Source organism: Paenirhizobium cremeum (assembly GCF_047553425.1).
GTDB lineage: Bacteria > Pseudomonadota > Alphaproteobacteria > Rhizobiales > Rhizobiaceae > Allorhizobium > Allorhizobium cremeum.
The window spans coordinates 3,140,510-3,162,303 of the sequence record NZ_CP180217.1; the positions used below are offsets into that span (position 1 = coordinate 3,140,510).

19 protein-coding genes are annotated in these 21,794 nt (G+C 61.1%); 9 read left to right on the forward strand and 10 right to left on the reverse strand.

Annotated elements, in window-relative coordinates:
• Positions 1 to 46: 46 nt before the first annotated feature.
• Together ACLBKR_RS15340 and ACLBKR_RS15345 are read left to right on the forward strand one after the other, a co-directional pair.
• Complete coding sequence (locus ACLBKR_RS15340) at positions 47 to 751, forward strand: Crp/Fnr family transcriptional regulator (protein WP_112828479.1); 705 nt, start codon at positions 47 to 49, stop codon at positions 749 to 751.
• A 371-nt stretch (positions 752 to 1,122) separates the two neighbouring features.
• Entirely contained in the window at positions 1,123 to 1,854 is a 732-nt protein-coding gene (locus ACLBKR_RS15345; RefSeq protein WP_113340996.1) for a response regulator transcription factor, read from the forward strand.
• Positions 1,855 to 2,080: 226 nt separating this feature from the next.
• Here the strand turns inward: ACLBKR_RS15345 and ACLBKR_RS15350 are convergent, their stop codons facing one another.
• Both ACLBKR_RS15350 and ACLBKR_RS15355 read right to left on the reverse strand, forming a co-directional pair.
• On the reverse strand, positions 2,081 to 2,278 hold the full coding sequence (locus tag ACLBKR_RS15350) for a hypothetical protein (RefSeq protein ID WP_113486124.1): 198 nt from the start codon (positions 2,276 to 2,278) through the stop codon (positions 2,081 to 2,083).
• Positions 2,279 to 2,310: 32 nt separating this feature from the next.
• The gene (locus ACLBKR_RS15355; protein ID WP_112828482.1) at positions 2,311 to 3,486 is read right to left on the reverse strand and encodes a glycosyltransferase; all 1,176 of its coding nucleotides are present in this window, start codon (positions 3,484 to 3,486) and stop codon (positions 2,311 to 2,313) included.
• Positions 3,487 to 3,819: 333 nt separating this feature from the next.
• Between ACLBKR_RS15355 and ACLBKR_RS15360 the strand changes: the two genes are divergently transcribed.
• The 4 genes from ACLBKR_RS15360 (at position 3,820) to ACLBKR_RS15375 (ending at position 9,860) form a co-directional block, all read left to right on the forward strand.
• Entirely contained in the window at positions 3,820 to 5,148 is a 1,329-nt protein-coding gene (locus ACLBKR_RS15360) for a polysaccharide biosynthesis/export family protein (protein WP_113486122.1), read from the forward strand.
• 42 nt (positions 5,149 to 5,190) lie between these two features.
• Positions 5,191 to 7,497: an exopolysaccharide transport family protein gene (locus ACLBKR_RS15365; RefSeq protein ID WP_113447179.1), complete on the forward strand. Its 2,307-nt coding sequence runs from the start codon at positions 5,191 to 5,193 to the stop codon at positions 7,495 to 7,497.
• Positions 7,498 to 7,611: 114 nt separating this feature from the next.
• Entirely contained in the window at positions 7,612 to 8,556 is a 945-nt protein-coding gene (locus ACLBKR_RS15370) for a glycosyltransferase (protein WP_113447180.1), read from the forward strand.
• 5 nt (positions 8,557 to 8,561) lie between these two features.
• A complete protein-coding gene (locus ACLBKR_RS15375) occupies positions 8,562 to 9,860 on the forward strand; it encodes a glycosyltransferase family 4 protein (protein ID WP_414899555.1) in 1,299 nt (432 codons plus the stop codon).
• Here ACLBKR_RS15375 and ACLBKR_RS15380 read toward each other — a convergent pair.
• From ACLBKR_RS15380 to ACLBKR_RS15400, 5 genes are all read right to left on the reverse strand, one after another.
• Positions 9,846 to 10,697 carry a methyltransferase, TIGR04325 family gene (locus ACLBKR_RS15380; RefSeq protein WP_113439278.1) on the reverse strand — a complete coding sequence of 284 codons (852 nt, stop codon included), beginning with the start codon at positions 10,695 to 10,697 and terminating at the stop codon, positions 9,846 to 9,848. The two genes, ACLBKR_RS15375 and ACLBKR_RS15380, sit on opposite strands and share 15 nt — an antisense overlap.
• Positions 10,698 to 10,733: 36 nt before the next feature.
• Complete coding sequence (locus ACLBKR_RS15385; RefSeq protein ID WP_414899557.1) at positions 10,734 to 12,236, reverse strand: oligosaccharide flippase family protein; 1,503 nt, start codon at positions 12,234 to 12,236, stop codon at positions 10,734 to 10,736.
• A gap of 340 nt (positions 12,237 to 12,576) precedes the next feature.
• The gene (locus tag ACLBKR_RS15390; RefSeq protein WP_113486118.1) at positions 12,577 to 13,251 is read right to left on the reverse strand and encodes a sugar transferase; all 675 of its coding nucleotides are present in this window, start codon (positions 13,249 to 13,251) and stop codon (positions 12,577 to 12,579) included.
• 254 nt (positions 13,252 to 13,505) lie between these two features.
• A complete protein-coding gene (locus ACLBKR_RS15395) occupies positions 13,506 to 13,694 on the reverse strand; it encodes a hypothetical protein (RefSeq protein ID WP_113426570.1) in 189 nt (62 codons plus the stop codon).
• Positions 13,695 to 13,867: 173 nt separating this feature from the next.
• Positions 13,868 to 14,767, reverse strand: a complete 900-nt coding sequence (locus ACLBKR_RS15400; protein WP_112828490.1) for a LysR family transcriptional regulator — start codon at positions 14,765 to 14,767, stop codon at positions 13,868 to 13,870.
• Positions 14,768 to 14,893: 126 nt separating this feature from the next.
• Between ACLBKR_RS15400 and ACLBKR_RS15405 the strand changes: the two genes are divergently transcribed.
• From ACLBKR_RS15405 to ACLBKR_RS15415, 3 genes are all read left to right on the forward strand, one after another.
• Positions 14,894 to 15,826 carry a VOC family protein gene (locus ACLBKR_RS15405; protein WP_113443724.1) on the forward strand — a complete coding sequence of 311 codons (933 nt, stop codon included), beginning with the start codon at positions 14,894 to 14,896 and terminating at the stop codon, positions 15,824 to 15,826.
• 62 nt (positions 15,827 to 15,888) lie between these two features.
• Positions 15,889 to 16,500: an alpha/beta hydrolase gene (locus tag ACLBKR_RS15410; RefSeq protein ID WP_113341004.1), complete on the forward strand. Its 612-nt coding sequence runs from the start codon at positions 15,889 to 15,891 to the stop codon at positions 16,498 to 16,500.
• Positions 16,501 to 16,574: 74 nt separating this feature from the next.
• A complete protein-coding gene (locus ACLBKR_RS15415; protein WP_113341005.1) occupies positions 16,575 to 17,276 on the forward strand; it encodes a pirin family protein in 702 nt (233 codons plus the stop codon).
• Between the two features lie 274 nt (positions 17,277 to 17,550).
• On the opposite strand, the gene ACLBKR_RS15420 is transcribed toward ACLBKR_RS15415, so the two are convergent.
• From ACLBKR_RS15420 to ACLBKR_RS15430, 3 genes are all read right to left on the reverse strand, one after another.
• A complete protein-coding gene (locus tag ACLBKR_RS15420) occupies positions 17,551 to 18,756 on the reverse strand; it encodes an adenylate/guanylate cyclase domain-containing protein (RefSeq protein WP_414899562.1) in 1,206 nt (401 codons plus the stop codon).
• Between the two features lie 202 nt (positions 18,757 to 18,958).
• Complete coding sequence (locus ACLBKR_RS15425; RefSeq protein ID WP_414899564.1) at positions 18,959 to 20,185, reverse strand: amidohydrolase family protein; 1,227 nt, start codon at positions 20,183 to 20,185, stop codon at positions 18,959 to 18,961.
• A gap of 24 nt (positions 20,186 to 20,209) precedes the next feature.
• Positions 20,210 to 21,778: a gamma-glutamyltransferase family protein gene (locus ACLBKR_RS15430; protein ID WP_414899566.1), complete on the reverse strand. Its 1,569-nt coding sequence runs from the start codon at positions 21,776 to 21,778 to the stop codon at positions 20,210 to 20,212.
• Positions 21,779 to 21,794: the final 16 nt, after the last annotated feature.

Below are 21,794 nucleotides of genomic sequence, written 5' to 3' on the forward strand. Positions count from 1 at the left end.
GATACAATTTTTTCCGTCAAAAGGGGTAGTTTGGGTGGGCGTTTGAATGAGTACCGGCGATCTGTCGAATGACAGACAGACAGTAACGTTTCAGTACAGTAAGCACGGTCCGAAACTGAGTGGCGCCTATCTGCGCACCTATCCCGCCGGCGCCACCATCTTTGAACCCGACAACGACAGTTCACGCATCCTGTTCATCAAGAGCGGCTGGGTTGTCTCCAGCAAGAACCTGTCCAACGGCACGAGGATCGTCACGGAATTCGCGCTCCGCGGAGACATGCTGTCGTCGGTATCGGCCGCGCTGGCGCAGGAAAATGTCCAGGCGGTCTCGGCGGTCACCGGATATGAATTCGTCGGCCAGTTGCCCGGCAAGGGTTCCGACACCTCTTCGCAGCTCGCCCTGATTATCATCATCGAAATGATGAAGCGGCAGGCCCGCATGGCCGAGCGGCTCGCCAATATCGGCCGGCGCGATGCCCTGGAACGGACCGGTCATCTCCTGCTCGAACTCGCGACCCGTTCCGGCGCAAGCGACAGGCCGGGCTTCGACGGTTTCGAATGCCCCCTCAAGCAGTCGGATATCGGAGACGCGGTCGGCCTCTCGACGGTTCATATCAACCGCGTCCTCAAGGACATGCGACTGAACGGTCTACTCTCCTTCCGGAACGGGATCGTCGAGTTCCTGAACCGGAAGAAGCTCGAGGATCTCATCGAGTTCGACCCAGCCTATCTGGCAAGCCATATAGGCTGACGCGACGGACGGCCGACCCTGCTTAAAAAGCCGACCGACCTCGTGTGCCCTCGTCCATTCGTCGGACGTGCCGGGTGCTACCTCCACTTGCCGTTTATTTAGCCCTATGGCCTAACCCATCCGGGTAATACTGTAATCATATTTTATTTTTATCCAAGAATACGCAGTAATTCTTACCCTATTACGATTACAAATTAACTCACGTTAATGCGTTCAATATTATTTTATGAAAACCTGTCATTATACGTTGGTCGAGGATGCGAAGGATATCGCGATACGCCTATCGGCGGTGTTTCAAATCGAAACAAATATAGGAATCCCGACCTGCGTAAAGAAGAATGCAAAAAAACAACAGGGGCAGGAGAAAGTAAATGAACACGCATACTGCACTTCCCGATAAAATCGCATCTCTTCAACCGACTGACTTCAAGTACCTCTCGAAAATCACGGACAAGGGGACAGATCTCGACGCAGAAGAATATATCCTGATTATCGATCCGCGGGCTCTCGACCGCGAATGCCTGTCGCGCAGCCTTTCGATCTACAATCCGGCCATGAACATCGTCACCGCCGGGTCGATAGAAGAGTGGCGCAAACGGCATATGACCGATCATCCCTCCGCCATTCTCCTGGTCTTCAGCAGCAGGAAGCCGACGGAGGCCGATGCCTGTGACAAGATCAAGGCCGCGGCGGAAACCTTCAGGCAGAGTCCTGTCATCGTCATCGCCGATTCCGACGATCTCGGAGATATCCTGAAAGCCGTGGAATGCGGTGCTCGCGGCTATATTCCGACAAGCGTCAACATCAGCGTGGCCGCGGAAGCGATCGCCTTGGCGCGAGCCGGCGGGGTCTTCATTCCGGCGAGCAGCATTCTCGCCAAGAAGGATGTCCTGAGTTCCGTCGTAACCGGCTCAACCTACTCCAACGAAGCGTTCACGCCGCGCGAGATCGAAGTGGCCGAGGCATTGCGCCGGGGAAAGGCCAACAAGATCATCGCCTATGAAATGAACCTGTGCGAAAGCACGGTCAAAGTTCATATCCGCAACATCATGAAGAAACTGAACGCCACCAATCGCACCGAAGTCGCCTTCAAACTGAAGTGACCGACAATCCGCCGAAGCCGAACACGAAGGCTCCGGCCAAAATCGCTGGCGGCTGAAGACACCAAACCCAAACGAGCAGCAGAAAATCCCTCCCGTGCATCGCCTCAAGGCGGCACGGCAGGGCGCTCCGCCCGTTGGCCGTGTTTGGATGCAACCCGATGCACTCGACGCATCCTCTTGCCGTTCCGGCAGCGAACCGGCATGCGCGGCCGTCATCCCGGTCATCCTATTCCATTTTCATCAATCGCCGGGCAATCAGCAAATAGAGGACCAGCGTCAACACGGCAAGACCGACCGCATAGAAGACGACATATTCAAGCGGATGCAGGAAGAGGGCGAAAAAACGGGATGTGCTTCCCGAGGTCCTTGGGCCGCCCATCCCGTGCCGGTCAAGCGCGAGGTAACGTCTGGTGATGAGGTTCATGTCGGCACTCTCCTCCTGCCCCGCCAGGTTCCTCAATGCAGGGGAACCGGTCTGCCATCGCTGTAGAAGGACGCGGGAGCGAGAACGTCCGTCCCCTTCGCTCCGGGCGCCTTCTTCGCCGCAAGTTCGTCATCGATGATCTTCTGCATGCTGGCGCGAAACCTCGCGGCGCTGAACTGGGCCGCGTGCATGCGGATGGCATCGGGGTGAAAGCTTCGCTCCCGTTGCTCGAACGCATGGACCGCCTCGATCAGCGCGTCCACCGATTGCTCGTCGAAGAGGATGCCTGTCTGCCCCGGCACGACGGTCTCCAGGGCGCCGCCGCGACCATAGGCGATCACCGGTCGGCCGCTGGCCATGGCTTCAACCGGTACGATGCCGAAATCCTCCTCCCCGGGGAAGACCAGGGCCCGGCAATGAGCGAGATTGGCTTTCAGCACAGGAAACGCCGCCCGCCCCATGAAACGGACGCTCGGCCCGGCGATGCGTTTCAGCGCGTCCACGTCAGCCTTGGCGCCGTCGCCGATGATAACCAGTTGGCGTCCCATTTCGGAAAAGGCGCGCACCGCCAAATCGATCCGCTTGTAGGGAACGATCTGGCCAGCGCAGAGATAGAAGTCACCGAGATCGGCAGCCGGGGCGAAATCCTCGACCGCGACAGGGGGCGGAACGACCGTCGCCGAGCGGCGGTAATATTTGCGGATACGCCCGGCAACGTGGTGGGAATTGGCGACGAAGCGATCAACGCGCAGGCTGGAATTTGCATCCCACGATCGCAGCATCGGTGCCAGAACCGGCATCATCAGCCTGGCCAGCAGGCCGGCATTCTCCCGATAGGCATGGTAGTGATCCCAGATATACCGCATCGGCGAGTGGCAGTAGCAGACATGCGTCGCATGCGGCGGAGGAATGATGCCTTTCGCCGGCCCGGATTCGCTCGAAATAATGAGATCGTAGCCTCGCAGGTCGAAACTCTCGAGCGCGAAAGGCATCAGCGGCAGCAATGACTGGTAATAGCGCGTGGCACCGGGAATTTTCTGCAGGCCGGATGTGATGATCCTGTGACGGCGGATCTTCTCCGATATGCGGGCCTCGTCGCAGACGAGCGTGAAGATATCGGCGTCCGGATACATGTCGCAGAGCGCTTCGACGACTTTTTCGCCGCCACGCATCGACACAAGCCAGTAGTGGATAATCGCCACCCGCATTTCGCCCCTCGCATGAAGTTGTGCAGGCATCCTAGAGGCAGCCACAGCGCCCGGCACAGGACCACCTTAGGGCTGCCGCCCTAGTCAAAGGGGCGGATCGACCGTGGAGAAGGCCGGGCGGCTGGCCGATCGGTCAGGATCGTGGCGCAAACCTCGACCACGGCTCATCCATTCGAGGTGAAGGCTTAGAAAAACCTGCCCGAAGGGCGTATCCCCGTGACGACACGCAGGGGATTTACTCGCATCGCTTTGGGTCGACAATCGATCCTATCCGGTCCCGTTCAATCGCCGGAGCCGACATTTTCATTGTTGCCGGAATTGCGAGGCGCGTTCATGCCGATAGTCTGTTTCGAAAAACGGCTTAACTCCACAAGCAGGCGCATTGGTATCGCCTGCGCACTGGCGGGAATGCTGCAACTGGTTGCCGTTCCCGATGCGATCGCCGCGAGCGATGATGGCTTCCGCCTCCGCCCGCAGACCCGGGTCAAGGTCTCGATTGTCGAATGGGTCTCCTCCACCGGCGAGTACAAGGAGTGGACAGCCCTCAACGGCGAATATTCCGTCTCGCCGCTGGGCACGATCTCGGTTCCCCTCATCGGTGAACTTGTGGTGGCAAACGAAACCACCAGCGAAGTGGCGGATCGCATCGCCCGCAGCCTGAGGGAGAAGACCGGACTGTCATCGCCGCCGACAGCCACGGTCGAAGTCATCCGTTATCCGATGATCTATGTCTCCGGCGCGGTGGACCGCCCCGGAGAAATGGAATACCGCCCCGGCCTGACGGTCATGCAGGCGGTGGCAATGGCCGGCGGACGGGAGCGTCGCTCCAACCCCAATGGCTATTCGGACCTGGAACAGATCCGTTATGCCGGTGAATTGAACCGCTACGACCTTTCCCTGCAGCAGCTTCTGGCACGCCGCGCACGGCTTGTCGCCGAACTCAAGGAAAGCCCCAGGATCGACTTCCCGCCGGAACTTGCCAATGCGAGGGACCAAAGTACCGGCCGATTGATCGTCGAGAGCGAAAACGCGCTGTTTGTCGCGCGCGCTGAAGCGCTGAAGCGACAGCTGGATTCGCTCAGTGAGCTCCAGAGGCTGCTCGAGAACGAAATCAAGGTGCTGGAGGAAAAGTCCGCCGTTCAGGAGCGCCAGGTCAAGATCGCGCAGCAGGAGCTCGCCAACATTTCATCGCTCGTCGAGACCGGCACCCTGGCAAAATCGCGGGAAACCTCGCTCGAGCGCGTCGTCGCCGACTTGAACAGCGGCAAGCTCGATCTCGTCGTCGCCCAGATGCGTGCCAGGCAGAAGGTCAGCGAGACCCAGCGCGATGCAATCGCACTCAAGGGACAATTCCGCACGGAAGCGGGACGCAGCCTGCAGGAGGTCGAGGGGGAAATCGACGACACCAGGTTGAAGCGCGCCACGACCCTTCAGCTCCTTCAGGCAAGCGGCGCCTCGTTGTCCCGCTACAACGCCATGAAGGCCCTGGAGATCCAGCCGATGGAATACTGGATCACGCGCCGCAACAACGTCCGTTCCCCGGAAAAGGTGCAGGAGACGGCAATACTCGAGCCCGGGGATGTTCTCGACGTCCGCTACGATGTTTCCGCGGGTCTTGGGGGAGCGGTGCAGTTGTCCAGCGCTCCAGAGCAATCGCAATAGTCAGGTTGGTGCGGTCAAACAATGTGCAACAGGGTGGCGTAAATGGGATTCCATGAGTTCGGAAACGTCGAGACGATGTCCAGCCTCGACAAGAAGGATACCGCGAAAAAGGAATATGTTTCGTTCCGCGACGTCTTCAACTTCCTGAAGAAGAACCTGCTCATCCTCGGCATATGTTCCGCTTCCGGAGCGGTGCTCGGGGGCCTCTACATCCTCAACTCCGAGTCCACCTACATGGCGACGACACGCCTGGTCATGGACCCGGAGCAGGGCCGGATCGTCTCGCAGGACGCAGCCACCGGCACCGTAATCATTGAGGCCGCGGAGATCGCGAGCCAGGTTGAAATCGTCAAGTCGGAAGCGATCGCCCAGGCAGTAATACGTAAACTTGGGCTTACGGAAGATCCTGAAATCCTCAACACCCGTTCGTGGCAATCGATCGTCAAGGGCTCCTTGAAGGCGGTGGCTGACCTGTTTACTGGCGGAAGCGGCGAAGAGACGGAAGCGACCAGCGAAGAGGAAGTGATGAGACGCACGATGGGCGGCTTCCTGTCCCGCGTTTCGGTGCGCCGCGTTGGGCAATCCTACGTGCTGGAGATCGGCTATGCCTCCAGCGATCCGCAAAAGGCTGCAAGGACCGCGAATGCCCTGGCCGAAGCCTATATCCGTAACGGCATGAACGACCGCGCGGACGCCGCCAAGCGGGGCGCGATATGGCTGGAGAGCCGGCTGATCGAGGTCGGGCGCAAGGCACGCGAGGCAGCGCTGGCCGCTGAGGAATATCGCAACGAGCATGACATCACGGCCATGGCCAATTCCTCCACGCTCGACCAGCAGCAACTGGCCGAGGTCAGCAGCCAGATGCTTGCGGCAAGGGCAGCGACAGCCGCCGAATCCGCCAAGCTCACCACGCTGGTGAAGCTGATCGAGGGACGAGCAGCCGATGGCAACATGGAAGAGATCGCCAACAATCCGCAGATCCAGAAGCTGCGGGACGATATCCGGGCAGCCGAGACGCGGCTCGAAAGTCTCAGGAGCCGCTATAATGAAGGAAATCCGGCGATCACCGCCGCACACGACGAAATTGCCCGGCTGAAGGCGGCGATCAACGGCGAACTTCGCCAGATAGAGGCCGTCTACCGTTCCAACCTCGAAACGGCGCGGACGCGCGAACAACTGGCTGAGGCGCAATTCCTCAATGCGACCAAGAAGGGCGCGGACAAGAATATCGCCCGCGTCGAACTCTCGGAGATGGAAAGCCGGGCCAACACCTATCGGCGCCTTTATGAAAGCATCCTGCAGCAATATGTGGGCACCATGCAGACCCAGTCCTTCCCGTTGGGCAAGGCCCGCATCGTCACCGCAGCCACGGCACCGTTCGGCAGGATCTGGCCCAAGCCTTCCATCATCCTGCCGTTTTCGACCGTTCTCGGTTTTGCCGGCGGCTTGATGGCGGCGATCCTGCGCAACGGTCTCGACCGCCGCGCCGGCTCCGGCGAAAGGCTGCAGCGTGAACTCGGCATCACCTCGCTCGGAAGCATTCCCGTATACCGGCCGCAACTCGACAGCGGCAATGGCAGCAAGCCCCTGCCCACAACCATGCTGCCGCTAAGATCCGTGCTGGACATGCCATATTCGCGTTTCTCGGAAGCGCTGCGCAGTGTCAAGAACTCGCTCGACTCGATCATTCCGGCCAATGGCTCGATGGTGATCGGCGTGACCTCGATCGGCCCCGGCGAAGGCAAGACGACGGTCGCAACGAACCTCGCCCAGCTCTACCAGAACGAAGGGCAGTCCGTGCTTCTCGTGGATGCCGATTTCATCGGCTCCCGCCTTTCGCGGCTCGCCGCAAGCGCCGCGCAGGACGTCGGCATGAAGCCCGTCGACCTTTCCTATATCGGCGAACAGCCCCTCGTTCTGCAGAACAGCCGCACCTCCGCGGGCAAGGCGGCCCGGGGCGTAGCAGTCTCCGAACTCGAAAGGGAAAACCTCCACGTGGAGGAAGCGGATGAGGCGAACCCGGTCCCCCTCGTCACGGTCGAACAGATGAAGCAGGCTTCCGTGTCCAGCCAGCGCTACGGCCATCTGACCACGCTGAAGGAAGCCATCGCGAAGATGCGCCGGCGTTACAAGGTGGTGGTCGTCGACATGTCGGGTTTCGAGGACTCAGCCGACACCCGGACGATCTGCACCTATGTCGACGGGATCATTCTCGTCCTCGGTAACTCCAACAAGATGACGATCGAACGCCTGGCGGACGCGCTGTCCGCCTTCGGCAAGTCGCGTATCTCCTTGCTTGGGGTGATTGCCAACCGAAGTGATGCGCGACGGCGCCAGGCGACAGTCTAGAACCTGCAAAAGCGGAAAACAATTTTGCGCCGGGCGCCGCGAGAAACAAAGAAGCAGGGCATCGAAACCGTTGATCGGAAGCGCCCTGCCAGTGTGCTAGGAAGGCGGAAGCCCATGACATATGCCACGATCCAGATCGGCAAGCATCGCGATGAAGCTGCCAGTCCTCGTCAGTTCAGGCTTGTCGTTGGAATACCGAGCGCCGGAAGACGGGACATCCTCGCTGCGGTTCTCCCGCATATACCCCGTCAGATCCGCCTGCCCGATGAGGTCGTCATCTGTGTGCCCTCTGTCGAGGACGTGGATCATGCCGAACTGGCAAAGCTGCCCTGTCCGGTCAGGGTGCTCGTCTCCCGGCGCGGCAGCTGCCGTCAACGCAACCACATCCTCGAATCCATCCCCGAAGCGGATATCGTCGTGTTTCTGGACGACGACTTTCTCATGGCGCCGCCCTACCTCGAGCAGACCGAGGAGATCTTCGCCGCCAATCCAGATGTCGACATCTGCACCGGCAGGGTCATTGCAGACGGCATCACCGGACCCGGCATTTCCGTCGCCGACGGCTGGCGCATGCTGAAGGACCATGTGCGTCGGGACAACAGGAGCCCGCCTGTCGAGACGACCTATACCGGCTATGGCTGCAACATGGCCGTGCGCATGTCCGCCGTCAGGATCGGCGGCCTGCGCTTCGATGAGAACCTTCCGCTCTACGGATGGCTGGAGGACGTCGATTTCAGCCGGATCGCCGCCCGGCATGGCCGGATCGTTTCGTCGGCCAGCCTCGTCGGCGTCCATCTCGGGACCAAGGTCGGCCGCACCTCCGGCTTGCGGTTCGGCTATTCCCAGATCGCAAATCCCATATACCTCATGCGCAAGGAGACCATGAGCGTCCGCCATGCCGGCATCCAGATGGCGCGTAACCTGCTCGCCAACGTGGTGAAGATCTGGCGGCCGGAGCCCTGGATCGACCGGAAAGGACGATTGCGAGGCAATCTTCTGGCCTTTTCGGATCTCCTCGCCGGACGCCTTGCTCCGCGCAATATCGAGAGGCTGGAGTGATATCCGTGAACCAGAGACAACCCGACCGTGTCGTGGTCATCAACGACCGCTCCGCCATGGTCGGCGGCGCATCGAACCTCGCGATCCTCTCGGCCGGCCTTCTCGAACGGCGTGGCATCGGCGTGACCTATCTTGCCGGCGATACGGCGGAACATGAAAAACCAGCGGGCGACACCATCAATATCGCGGGAAAGCCGCTCGTGCAGCAGGGCAGGCTGTCTGCTTTCGCGGGTGGCCTCTATAATTCCAAGGCTTTCGAAACGCTTCAGGACCTGATCTCGATGCGCGATACTCCTTCGACCATCTATCACGTGCATGGATGGTCGAAGATCCTGTCGCCTTCCATTTTCCGGGCACTGGCCGCTGTACGCGATCGAACAGTCCTGCATGCGCACGATTATTTTCTCACATGCCCGAACGGTGGCCTCGCGAACTACCGCAAGCAACAGGTCTGCCATCTCCGGCCGATGTCGGCCTCCTGCCTTGTTACCCAATGCGACAAGCGAGGTTACCATGAGAAGCTCTGGCGCACGGCACGCCACCTGCTGCGGGAACACTTCTATCCCACCGGCGACCTGCCGGCGAACATCGTGGTCGTGCACGAGCGGATGCGGCAGATATTCGAGCGCGCCGGCCTGAATGTCGAACACGTCGAAACGATCCGCAACCCGGTGGAGCCTTTCCTTGCCGAAGGCGCGGAGCCGGCGGCGCATCGAACCTTCTATTTCATCGGCAGGCTGGAGCCGGAAAAAGGCTTCGAGGAAGCCGCCCAGGCGGCCAGGATCGCCGGCGTCGGACTGCATGTCATTGGCGACGGTGCCGGGCGAAGCATCCTGGAGCGGAATTATCCGGAGGTCGTCATTCATGGATGGCGGTCCCGGCAGGGTATGCGCGAGATCCTCCGGGATGCCCGAGCCATCGTGATTTCGTCCCGCGTACCCGAACCCTTCAGCCTTGCCGCCCTTGAAGCAGTGTCGAGCGGCATACCGGTCATCATGCCGGATTCGGCTCTGCTCGGCGCCGAAATTACTGCGCGGGAATGTGGCTTGGTCTTTCGGAGCGGCGACACCGTGGCTCTCGCCGAAGGGTTGCGCCACCTGGCGATTGACGACGGGCTTATCGGGAAGATGGCCCAAAATTGCCGGCGGGAGGCGCCTCGCCTTGCCCACACCGCCACGTCATGGATCGAGGCGCTGATGGCGCTCTACGGTCGAGTGCTGGAACGCTCGGAGACGTCCCGCTCCGCCGAGATTCGGCCTGTCCGTCAGTTCACAGCTTTTGGCTCACGCTTATTGAACCGTTGAAGCGAACCGAGGTCCATCGTCGAGCCTGAAGTAGAAACCGGCATTCTCGCTCGCCCCAAGCTCGGGATGGGTTTCGATGACATGGGAAAGCGAGGGGATAGCCCAGCGGTCGACCTTGCTATAGCCAAGCTTCTCGATATCCCTCAGGAAAGCGATCTCGTCGCGCATCTGGTAGGGCACATGAGCCTTGCCGATCCGCTCCAGGGTCACCACCGGACCGCCCTGCCGAAAGGCAACCTTGTTCAGCAGCAGATGCCGGGGGCGCGATGGAAGGCCTTCCAGCAGCGTTGAAAGGGGGATGTCGAGATATTGCAGGAGCCCTGACCCCAGAAAAAGCGGCGTCGCCGGAGCGTCTTCGATACGGTCGACGAAACGGAGCTGGGTCAGTCCTTCGCGCTCGGCCATGCGCCGCCCCGCCGAAACAATCGCCGGCAGGTCGTAAACCACCCAGTCGAACCCTTCGGGCAGGGACAAAAGATCGCGAAAGGCTCGATACTTCGTCCCCATGTGCCCGCCGGCATCGAGCAATCCGCCGACTTCGTCACGCAGGTTGCGGAGCCAGAACAGCACCGGATAGTCCCAGGGCATGACCCTGCACATCTGCTCGAAGGCAACGTGAGCGATCTCGTCATGGTCGTAACCGGCGAGGGCCTTGGTTTTGGCCGCGGCGATGGCCTCCTCGAAGGAACCATAAGCGCCGGAGAACCGGCGCGGAAAAGGCGACAGGTAGCGAAGCCGCCCGCCGATCGCGCGAAACGGCACAAGAGAATGCCCAAAGCCGCTCACCGTGCTCTGGAGAATGTTATGAACGCTTTTCCTCACAATCGCGGTATTCATTCCGGACCTTCCTCCGCTCCGTTCGACAAACCACACTCAGGTCTTTTGCGCCTTTCGCACAATGGCGAAAATAGGCACGGAACCGCCGTCGAGCCGCTGCAGGCCAGCCAGCGTACCGAGATAGATGATCGCTCCGGCGAGCATCTGCAGGAGATTGGTCGACAGTCCGCTCATGGCCGATCCCGCCGCAACGCTGCCGAGCAGAACGACCACGACGATCATCGCAAGAAGCGCGATCGCCGGATGGGCACAGCCCCGAAGGACCCGCGTCCAGCTTACCTCCCCGTAACGGCTTTGCAGGTGCGCCGAAATGGCGAAGGAGAAGACCGCTGCCGCGCATTGTCCGGCGGCGGCAGCCACCATGCCGAAGGGGGAAAGCGCGAACATGAAGGCGAGGGAAACGAGGCTGTTGACGAGGATCGCCGGCGGCATCTTCCGGATCGTGCCTGAAAGCGAGAGGATTGGCTCCGTGACGTAGCCGGGGATCAGCAGCACCTGCTTGATGGAGAGAAGCGTCACCAGAAAAGCAGCAGGCGCCCACGCATCGCCCAGTGCGATTTGGACCAGACTACCCGACATCAGCGCGAGACCGATGTAGACGGGCGCGGAAACCGCCATGAGGAGAACGACGAATTTGGTCGCGGCCGTGCCGATCCGCCTCGTCGCCTCGCCGTCGTCCGCACCGCGCACCGCAACTCTTCTCAGAACCACCCAGGCCAGCATGCGCGCAGGTTCGCCGACCACTTCCGAAAAGGCTGCGACCACCCTTTCGGCAGCCCGGTAGTAACCGGCCTCCGTCAGCCCCAGGACACTGCCAACGACGAGCGTGCCTGAATAGGACCGGACATAGATAATCAGCCGGTTGGCAACGATGTGGCGGGAAAACTCCAGAAGCTCCCGGAGAAAGACGGTATGAAGATGTATTTTCGGCACCCAGCGGAGAATCGCCGTGAAGAGCACGACGCTCACAATCTGGGTGGTCAGCCGCCCCGCCACGAGCGCAAGGATATTACAGCCGAAAAGGAGACCGGCAACGGCGACTCCCATGCCGCAGGCTTCCGCAACGATCCTGACGATTGCCTGCTGCCTCAGGCGGCCTGTGGCGACGAATACGCCGTCGCAGACAGCCGAGAACGGCGTCAGCAGCAGCCAGAGGCTGAACAGCACCACAAGCGCTGCGACCCCGGGAAGATGAAAAACGAGGCCGAGCACGATGGCGAAGCAGAGCCCCAGGGCCGTCGCGCACAGCCCGGCGAAAACGGCGACGCTGGCGATCTGGTCAAGCCGGTCGGCATCTTCCCGCATCTTCATCACGAATTCGCACCAGCCGCCTTCCGCAAAGATGACGAGCAGCGCCACTACCGCCGCGACATAGGCGAACAGCCCGAATTCCGCAGATTCAAGCACGCGGGCTGCGATGATGAACGTCGCCAGCTGACTGATCTGGATGAATATCTTCGCGCTCATCGTCCACATCGCATCGGTGACGAGAGACGGCCACCGAACGAGCGCACCCAGACGATTCTTCCACCGCTTCATTCGGCCGGTAGCTGCTGAAAGCAACAATTGCATAAGGGCTCCTGCCTTGACGGCTGTGTTTGCAGCCTCTTTTGTGAATGCCGGAAGGCCGTTTCCCCGGCCCTCCCGAGGGTCGGCCACAGGCGCGATTGCTCCAGCCGCTTCCTTTGCATGCTGGTCGCCCCGAGGGGCCGAGGCTTATGGGGCAACCGAATCGTGATATCTTCCGAGAGGGACAGAACCGGCAAGGAAGGCTTCATGCGCAACTGGGCCACTAAATTCGGGCTGCGATGGCTTGTCATTGTCGTCTGCCTTGCCTTCTGGATTGCCCTGCTCATGCTGTTCCTCCGCTGAAGCGCTTTCAGCGTTCGTTCTGCGCGAAGAGCACGACACCGACGGTCCGCAGGATGATTCCGACATCCCGGGAAAGCGAAACGCTATGATAGTAGTCGACGTCGAACCGGACCCGTTCTTCGTAGGACGTGTCCTCCCGGCGGGAGACCTGCCAGAGACCGGTGATGCCGGGGCTCATGGCCAGGTAGCAGTGAACCTGCGATCCGTAACGCTCCAGTTCCTCTGCAATGACCGGCCTCGGGCCGACGATGCTCATTTCGCCGCGCAGCACGTTGAACAATTGCGGAAGCTCGTCGAGGCTCGTGATGCGCAGGTATTTTCCGAGCCAGTGCACGCGCGGGTCGCTTTTGAGTTTCTGAGTCTCGTTCCATTCCCGAAGCCTCGCCGGGTTGCTGGCGAGAAGATCCTGAAGCGCCTTTTCCGCGTCCTTGCGCATGGTGCGGAATTTGAGGCAATCGAAGGTCTTGCCGTTTCGACCGACGCGCTTGTGGCGGAAAATGATCGGCCGGCCGTCGATGACCAGGAGAGCGAGCCCGATCAGGATCAGGGCCGGAAGCAGGAAGACGATCGAGAAGACGGCGAAAAACAGGTCGAAAACCCGCTTGCCTCCGCGGCTCCTGACACTCCTCGTCGCGGAGGCAGCGGCGTGCCGCTGCCCTATATTATCCGAAAAAAAAGACATCTCGCAGACCTCCAGCCATCGACAAGGCTGCCGCTGAAAGAGCAAGGATGCAATTGATACTGATAGGCAGCGCATCCTCTGTTGGAGGTAGACCATGCTCCCTTTTTTGGCTGGATAGCCGCAATAGCCAGCTAGACGCCTCCGCCTTCGCAAGGAAATCCCCTCTCCGCAAAATCCGGGAGAAAGGACGAAGCGAGGAAGGCCGTGATATCGAGACCACTGTCCTGCGGCCCGCTTTTCGGTGAGTTTAAGGATTATTCGAAGCGGCCGGTGGCAATCGCATCGCTTGCGGGGAACGTTTCCTGCAACGCCTCGTCCAGATTGTCGTCGTCGTGACGCTTCTTGCCCTCGGCAAGCCAGCACTGTTCCAGATCCATCGGCTCCGGCAGGCTTTCCTTACCGTCCCGTGACCATTGGGTATCATCACTGCTCTTCTGTTTCATGACGATCTCCTCGGAATGAACATCGATCGCAAGCGTCGTATTACACGACAGGCATCCTATCACACGGCCGCCGGTTTATCGCCCCTGAGGTGCACGCCCAGGCGAGATGGCTGGGCATGCCAACCGGACTCTGTCGCCGGCAAGGCGGGCGTCTCGCCGACGACAGGACCCGTTCAGACGGGGCGAACCGTCGTGACGAAATTTTCGAAAAAATCCGAGAACTTCGCGACCCGCATCGGCAGCTTCTCATAAGGCGGATAATAGAGGGTCAGCCAGAGTTCGGGCGCCTGCCAGTCGTGAAGGATCTGGACGAGACGACCTTCGGCAATCGCCTTCTCGACGATGAAGGACGGCAGGAGAGCAATTCCCTCGCCGTTTTCCGCAAGCCGCGCCGTCAACTCGCCGTTGTTTCCCGCGAGTATCCGCCCCGCCCTGACCTTGCGTGTCCGGCCGGCAAAAGCAAGCTCCCATGTTTCGGAAAGCGCTTCCTCGTCATAGGCGATGCAGGCGGCTTCATTGAGATCGTCAGGCGATTTCGGCGTTCCGTTGGCCGCCAGATAGCCCGGAGAGGCAACAAGCATCCGTCGCACCGGGCAGATCTTCCGCCAGATCGTGGACTTGTCCCGTGGCGGTTCGGAAATGCGGATGGCAAGGTCGAAACTGTCTGAGACGATATCGATGAACCGGTCCGTCAACGTCATCGACACCGCGATGCCGGGATTTTCGACGCGAAAGCCCGAGACGACATCCGGCAGAATTCGCTGCCCGAGCGATAGCGGCACATTGAGCCGGATGAGGCCCGCCGCATGGCCCGTTTCCGCTCGAACCTCATCGGCCACAGCCTCGAAGGCCTCCATCAGCGGTTCGATGCGCGCGGCATAGACCGCGCCCGCCGAAGTCAGGGACACATGCCGCGTGGTCCTCAAGAGAAGCTGCACGCCGAGGGCTTCTTCCAGCGCACTCACAGCCCGCGTGACTGTCGGCGCCGTCATCGAAAGATGCCGGGCAGCCGCGATGAAGCTGCGCTCCTTCGCAACAGCCAGGAAAATACGGATATCGTTGAGATCGCTCATGCGAGATAATTTCACTTTCTGAAATTATATTGTCAATATTATTTCTATTCACTTCGCCGCCCTTTGGCCCCATCTTCTGCCTCGGAACAAGGGATGCAATGGCATCCGAACAGAAGGATGGCAAAAATGCTTACTCAGATCAAAGGCTTGCACCACATCACCTCGATGGCTGCAGATGCCCAGCAAAACAGCGACTTTTTCACCAAGACGCTCGGCCTGCGCCGCGTGAAGAAGACCGTCAACTTCGATGCTCCTGATGTTTACCACCTCTACTATGGCGACGAGGCAGGCACGCCCGGCTCCGTCATGACCTACTTTCCCTTCCCGCATATTGCGGCAGGGCGCCCGGGTGCCGGTGAAGTCGGAGAATCCTATTTCGCCGTTCCGAAGGGTTCGCTGGGTTACTGGACGGAGCGCCTGACCAAGCTCGGCGTGAAGAACCTCTCGGCAACGGAAGTGTTCGGCGAAAAGCGTCTGCGCTTCGCCGGTCCGGACAGTGACGGCTTCTCGTTGGTGGAAGTCGACGATGACAAGCGCGAGGGCTGGCTGCACGACGAGATCGGCGCTGCCGAAGCCATCAAGGGTTTCCATGGTGCGAGCATGAGGCTCAAGGATACCGGCGCAACCCGGGAACTGCTCAGCTTCATGGGCTACGAGAAGGTCGACGAAAAGGACGAATGGGCTCGCTTTGCCATCGCCGGCGGCAACGGTGCGGATTTCATCGATCTCGAAACCGTCCCGCAGGCAGATTTTGCCCGCCTTGGCGCCGGTTCGGTCCACCACATCGCATTCGCGGTGGAAGACAGGGCGGCACAGCTCGAAGTCCGCAAGGCGCTTCTTGACACCGGCTACCAGGTAACCCCGGTCATCGATCGCGACTACTTCTGGGCGATTTATTTCCGCACACCGGGCGGCGTCCTGTTCGAGATTGCAACCAACGAGCCTGGCTTCGACCGTGACGAGGACAGCGCTCACCTCGGCGAAGCCCTGAAGCTGCCGACCCGCTACGAGCCCTATCGCGGCCAGATCGAAAAACAGCTTCAGCCGATCAAGGACTGAGGTTCGACAGGAAATGATGGAACGACGGGTCCGCATGGTCCCGTCATCAGGAGAAAGATATCATGAACACGAGCACCACTGCCTATCATGCCTTCATCAAGCCTGGTTCCGACGGCGCTCCACTCGTCTTTGCGTTCCACGGCACCGGCGGCAACGAATTCCAGTTCACCGAACTCGTCGAGCAGATCCTGCCCGATGCAGGGATCGTCTCGCCGAGAGGCGACGTCTCCGAACATGGCGCCCTGCGTTTCTTCCGCCGCACTGGCGAGGGCGTCTACGACATGGACGACCTCGCCCGGCGCACGGACAAGATGATCGACTTTCTCGCTCAGAAAAAAGCGGAGAACCGAGGCCGTCCCGTCTATGCGCTCGGCTATTCCAATGGCGCAAACATTCTCGCCGCCGTGGCGTTCAGGAGGCCGGATCTCTTCGACCGCATAGCTCTCCTGCATCCGCTGATCCCGTGGAAGCCGGAGAACAACAGCGCACTGAAAGACCGGCAGGTGCTCATAACCGCCGGGCAGCATGATCCGATCTGCCCGCTGCCGCTGACCGAAGCGCTTGTCGATTACTTCGAACGGCAGGGCGCGAAGGTCGAAACCAGCATCCACGCCGGCGGGCACGAAATTCGCCAGGCGGAACTGCAGGCGCTGAACGCCTTCCTGACCCGATAAGGGTTCCGACCGAGACGAAACTGCGAAACCAACGATCGGAGGCTACCGCCCCGATACAGTCCGGGAGAAAGACCATGATCCTGATCCACGAAAACATGAGCCGCGGCAAAACCAGCAAGGGCTGGCTGAGCAGCTTCCATACCTTCTCCTTCGGCGGTTTCCAGGACCCGACGCGCATGGGCTTCGGCCCGCTGCGTGTCATCAATGAGGACTGGATCATCCCGGGTTCCGGTTTTTCCGAACATGCCCATGACAACATGGATATCCTGACCGTCCTTCTGGAAGGCAGGCTGCGCCATCAGGACACCATGGGAAACGTCTCGACGATCGAAGCCGGCGAGATACAGCTGATGTCTGCCGGCACCGGGGTCCGTCATTCGGAGATGAATGCCTCGGAACACGAGACCGCCCATCTGCTGCAGATCTGGATGATTCCGGACATCAGGGGAACCGAACCGCGCTATCAGCAGGCCCGCCTGCCGGCAATGGAAGATGCCCGCGACTGGACGCCGATCGCATCCGGCACCGAAGGTGAGGCTCCCCTGCACCTCCTGTCCGACAGCAGGCTGCTGATCGCCAACCCGAAGGAGGGTGACGTCACCACCATCCCAGCCCGGCCCGGACGCCTCGTCTTCGTCCATATCGTGGACGGGCTGGCGAGGATCGAGGGAGAGGATCTGCGGCCCGGTGATGGCCTCCAGATCTCCGAACCCGAAACGCTTGAACTCGATTGGCTGACGAACGGAACGGCTCTCCTGTTCGACATGCCCCGTTGAAAACGGAAATCGTCAACGAAACGGCGGGAGACCCTCCCGCCGTCGCCCGGCAGAAGGGCGATCGTTCGGGCGAATGTCCGAAAGCCGTGAGGTCGTCCCGGCATTCCTCGGCCGCAGGCCGAACCGACACAGGCCGCCAGGAACGTCTCGGCCGAAACAAAGGTCCTGGTCACGAAACCGGGCGACCGGACATGCCCTGGTGCCCCGCCTATGCGGCGCTTCCGGTCGATCTTGAGCGGCCGCAACCTGCTGACCCGAGGGACGTCTTCCACGGTCAGCCGCGAAGCGCAAAAAGCGCCTTCTGGTCCTGCACGCCCTTCAGATGAAACGAACCGAGATCGTGAAATGCCGGACGCTGCTCCTTCGGCATCAGAGCGATGAATTCGCGGGAAGCGAGCGCGGTCTCCTTGATGGAACTGCACATCGCCGCCATGCGGCACACCTCGTTGACGGCGGGACCGATGACGGTGAAATCGAGGCGCTCGTCGCTGCCGACATTTCCGTAAAACACTTCGCCCTCGTGAAGGGCAAGATAGACGGAAGTCGTCGCGAGGTTCTCCTCGCGACGTCGCCGATTCAATTCCTCGATCCTGAGCGCCGCATCGGCCCGCGCCTGCAGCGCCGCCTGTGCCGCCGCACGCGGGTCGTCATGATTGAAGATCGCCAGAATGCCGTCGCCGACAAGTTTCAGAATATCGCCGCCGGCAGCATGTACGGCCGAAATGACCGCATCGGCATAGTCGTTGAGAAAGGCGATGAGCTGTCCGCTCTCCATGGTCTCAGACAGCGAAGTATAGTTTTCCATGTCGGAGTACCAGAGCACCGTCCGGATGGTCTCCACCCTGCCCCGTTCGATACTGCCCTCGAGCACCCGGCGGCCGGGATCGCGCCCGAGATAGACCTCGACGAGCGACTTGGCGATCTGGTTGAGAGAGGCCGCTTTGACCGCCAATGCCAGAGATGCGACAAGTATGCGCAGTGCGTTGAGATCGTCAGGCTTAAACCCGCCGGGCTTGGCCGACGACCAGCGGGAGCACATGTTTTCGATTTCGCCAATTCTGCTCTCGCCACCAAGCTTGTGGATCAGCGCGAAATAGTCGGTATGCCCTTCGGCGATGAGATCAGGGATGATCCCGAACTGGGATTCGACCGAACCTTCCAGCGGAATGTGAAGCTCGCAAAGGTCGCGTTCAGTCATATAGTAGAAAGGACTACCTCTCCACAACTCAGCATTGCGCATCGCCTCATGCCGCCAAAACTCCCGGACCTCCGAGCGCCCCTGGCTCGCCACATTCCAGAAAACGCCTTCTGATTCCTGCACAGGATGCAGCGTGTCGAAAAACAGCACCGCCTGGGCGATTTCCAGCCCGGTGTCGCGCAGGCGACTGCAGAATCCATCGACGAGCGCCGTCTCGCTCGCCCCGAGCAGTCCCTGTTCGATAAGCCAGCCATTGATCGAATCCAGCTGTTCCCGGTTCATGGAATGCCCTTCCGCCGCCAAAGCGCGCTCTCTTTTACCGGGCATTATCTGAAAACGGCGAGGCCGGATTTCAACCGGCGTTTCCAAAGATATATGAAGCGACGCAGGAGGAGGAATGGTCGAATGCTCTGACCAGAAGGAGGTCCCGATCAGAAACCGCCGCATTTGGCGGGGCCTATGGCGACTGTACCGAAAGGCTTCATCAAGGCCGGAATACTTCCGGAAGGCCATTCCAGAAGCTTTGTCGCCCTCTTTTCCAGCCGCCGATAACCCTTGCCACCTCGCGCACGGCATCGGCCGGACCGGCGCAATCGAGGAGTACGACGGTCGCGTCCCCTCCGACGGAGAGGCCATGGGGCTTGCCCATTAGCCACGCCGCGGACGCCGAGACCATGGAGAAGACGAGCGCCATGTCGTCGTCTCGCGAAAGCTGGGCGACATTGGCGTAGAGGTTCGCCATTCTGACCAGCGAGGCGTCGCCATAGGGCGTGAACGGGTTGAGCACGTTGTTGGTGGCAATCGAGGTGACGACCCCGCATTCGGCAAGGAGATGTGCGGGCGCGACACCGCGCGGAACAAGCGCCTCATATGCACGGCCATTGAGGAAGAGGTCGGTCGCGGGCAGAGCGGTAAGCGCGATACCGGCTTCGGAGAGGCGCGCGGCAAGCGCCTTGACCGCATCCGCCGGAAGCGCCGAGAGGTTGGTGACGTGCCCGACCGAGACCTGCCCGCCCCAGCCGTGCCGCACCGTCTCCTCGATGACGGCGGGAAGATTGGTGTTATCGGGATTGAGGTCGAAATCGAGATGAAAATCGACGGCGACATCATGTTTCAGGGCGAGTTCGAAGATCAGTTCCACATGCCGGCGCGGATCGGGATCGGTATAGGGGCAGCCGCCCACGAGGTCCGCCCCTTCCGACAGGGCCTTGTCCAGCATGGCAAGTGTCTCCGGCTCCTGCGTCAGCCCTTCCTGAGCGAAAGCGCAGATCTCGATGTCGATGGCGAAGGCATAATCCGCCTTCACCCTGAGGATCGCCTCGAAGGAGCGGAAGCCAGCGCGCGGATCGATCTCGACGAAGGTGCGCAACCGCGTCGTGCCGTTGATGATTGCCTTTTCCACCACGCCCGAGGCACGGGCATAGACATCCTCCACCTCGAAGCCCTTCTTGGCGCGGGCGGTTTCCCGGACTGCTTCGGCAAGCGTGCCTTCGCAGATCGTGCAGCGGCCGAGAATGCCGGCCTTGTCGAGATGAATATGGCTCTCGACGAAGCCGCTGAAGGCAAAGACCCCCTTCGCGTCGGTCTCCGTCACGGCCTCGCAGCGGAATGCGGGCTCGATGGCCGCGATCACGCCGTCCTTCACGGCGATATCCACCGGTCCACCGTTCTGCTCGGTCAGCGCATTTCGTATCACCAGATCGAACAGCATGCCGCCTTTCCTTTGCGAATCCCGTTAGATGGCAATGGCCCCGCCATCGCTGCGCGGATCGTGCGCGCCATGCATGGTGCCATCGGCATCGATGCGGATCACACCCGCCTGCCCACCCAGCGGACTGAGCGCGCCGATGGGCGAGACGGTATGGCCGAGCGCCTGCAGGGCGGCGAACACGGCTTGCCCGGCATTTTCCTCGAGTTTCAGGCTGTCGCGGCTGTCGGAAAAGGTCTTGCCGAGCAGAAAGCGCGGCCGTGCCAGCGCTTCCGCCGGGTTAAGACCGTGGTCGATCAGCAGACTGAGCAGCAGCGCAAGCGTCTGCGGTTGGCCGTCCGCCCCTTGCGTGCCATAGACGAGATGCGGCCGGCCGTCTTTCAGCGCGAGGCCGGGATTGAGCGTGTAGAAGGGCCGCTTTCCCGGTGCAAGACGATTGGGACTTTGCGGATCGAGGCTGAAGGCCGCCCCGCGGTTCTGCCAGAGAATGCCCGTGTCGCCTGCGACGACCCCGCTTCCCCAATCGAAATAGATGCTCTGCAAAACGCAGGCCGACCGCCCCTCGGCATCGACGGCGGCAAGAAAGGAGGTGTCACCGTGACGGTAGGCATGCGGCCAATCCATCGCCCTGTCGGGATCGATGGCCGAGGCCTTTGCCGCGAGACGGGCAGGATCGAGCATCGCCGTCATCGGGCCGATGTCGCTGAAATCCGGATCGCCGAGCCGATGACGGTCGAGGAAGGCCTGCTTCACCGCCTCGACGAGATAGTGATAGTAGCCAGGGCTTGCCGATTCCATATCGGGTATCGGGTGATGGCCGAGCACACCCATGATGCCGAGCGTGGTGGTGCCCTGGGTCGGCGGCGGCGGAGCAAAGAGCGTCACATCCCGGTAATCGAGACCGGCAGGCTCTGCGAACCGGGCCTGCGTTACAGCGAGATCCGCGGATGTCAGCGGCGAACCGGCCTCGGTCAGCCCGCGGGCTATGCGGGTGGCGAGTTCGCCTTCGTAGAAGGTTCTCGCACCCTCACGGGCGATGGCCTCCAATGTGCGGGCAAGCTCGGGCTGGCGTTGGATGCCCTGGCCGACGAAGAGCGTGGCAAAGCCCGGCCACATCTCGCGTTCGCCGGCGCGGAAGTCGAACCAGAAACGTTGCGAGGGGCTGACTTCGAAGCCCTCTTGGGCAAGGACAATGGACGGCTCGAGCAACCGGGCAAGTGTCTCACGACCTCCCCACCGGTCGGAGGAAAGGGAGAGCAGTTGCTGCCAGCTATCAACCATGCAGGCCGTGGTCAGCGTCGAACCCGGCCCGCGCACGGGTATCTCGCTGATATCTGCCGCACCTGCCGCTTCCGCCGCCTGTCCGATGCCGAGCAGGCAGGAAACATTCCCCGATGCATCGCCGATCATCCACACGGCATCGCCGCCGAGGCCGCAGAAATGCGGATAAAGCACGGAAAGGGCGGCTCCTGCAGCAATCACCGCCTCGATGGCATTGCCGCCGCGCTTCAGCACCTCGGCGCCGGCCTGGCTTGCCTGCCAGTGCGGCGCGACCACCATGCCCTTGCGGCTGGCTGCGGTGCTCTTGTCCGTCATCTCGCCGCCAGCGGGC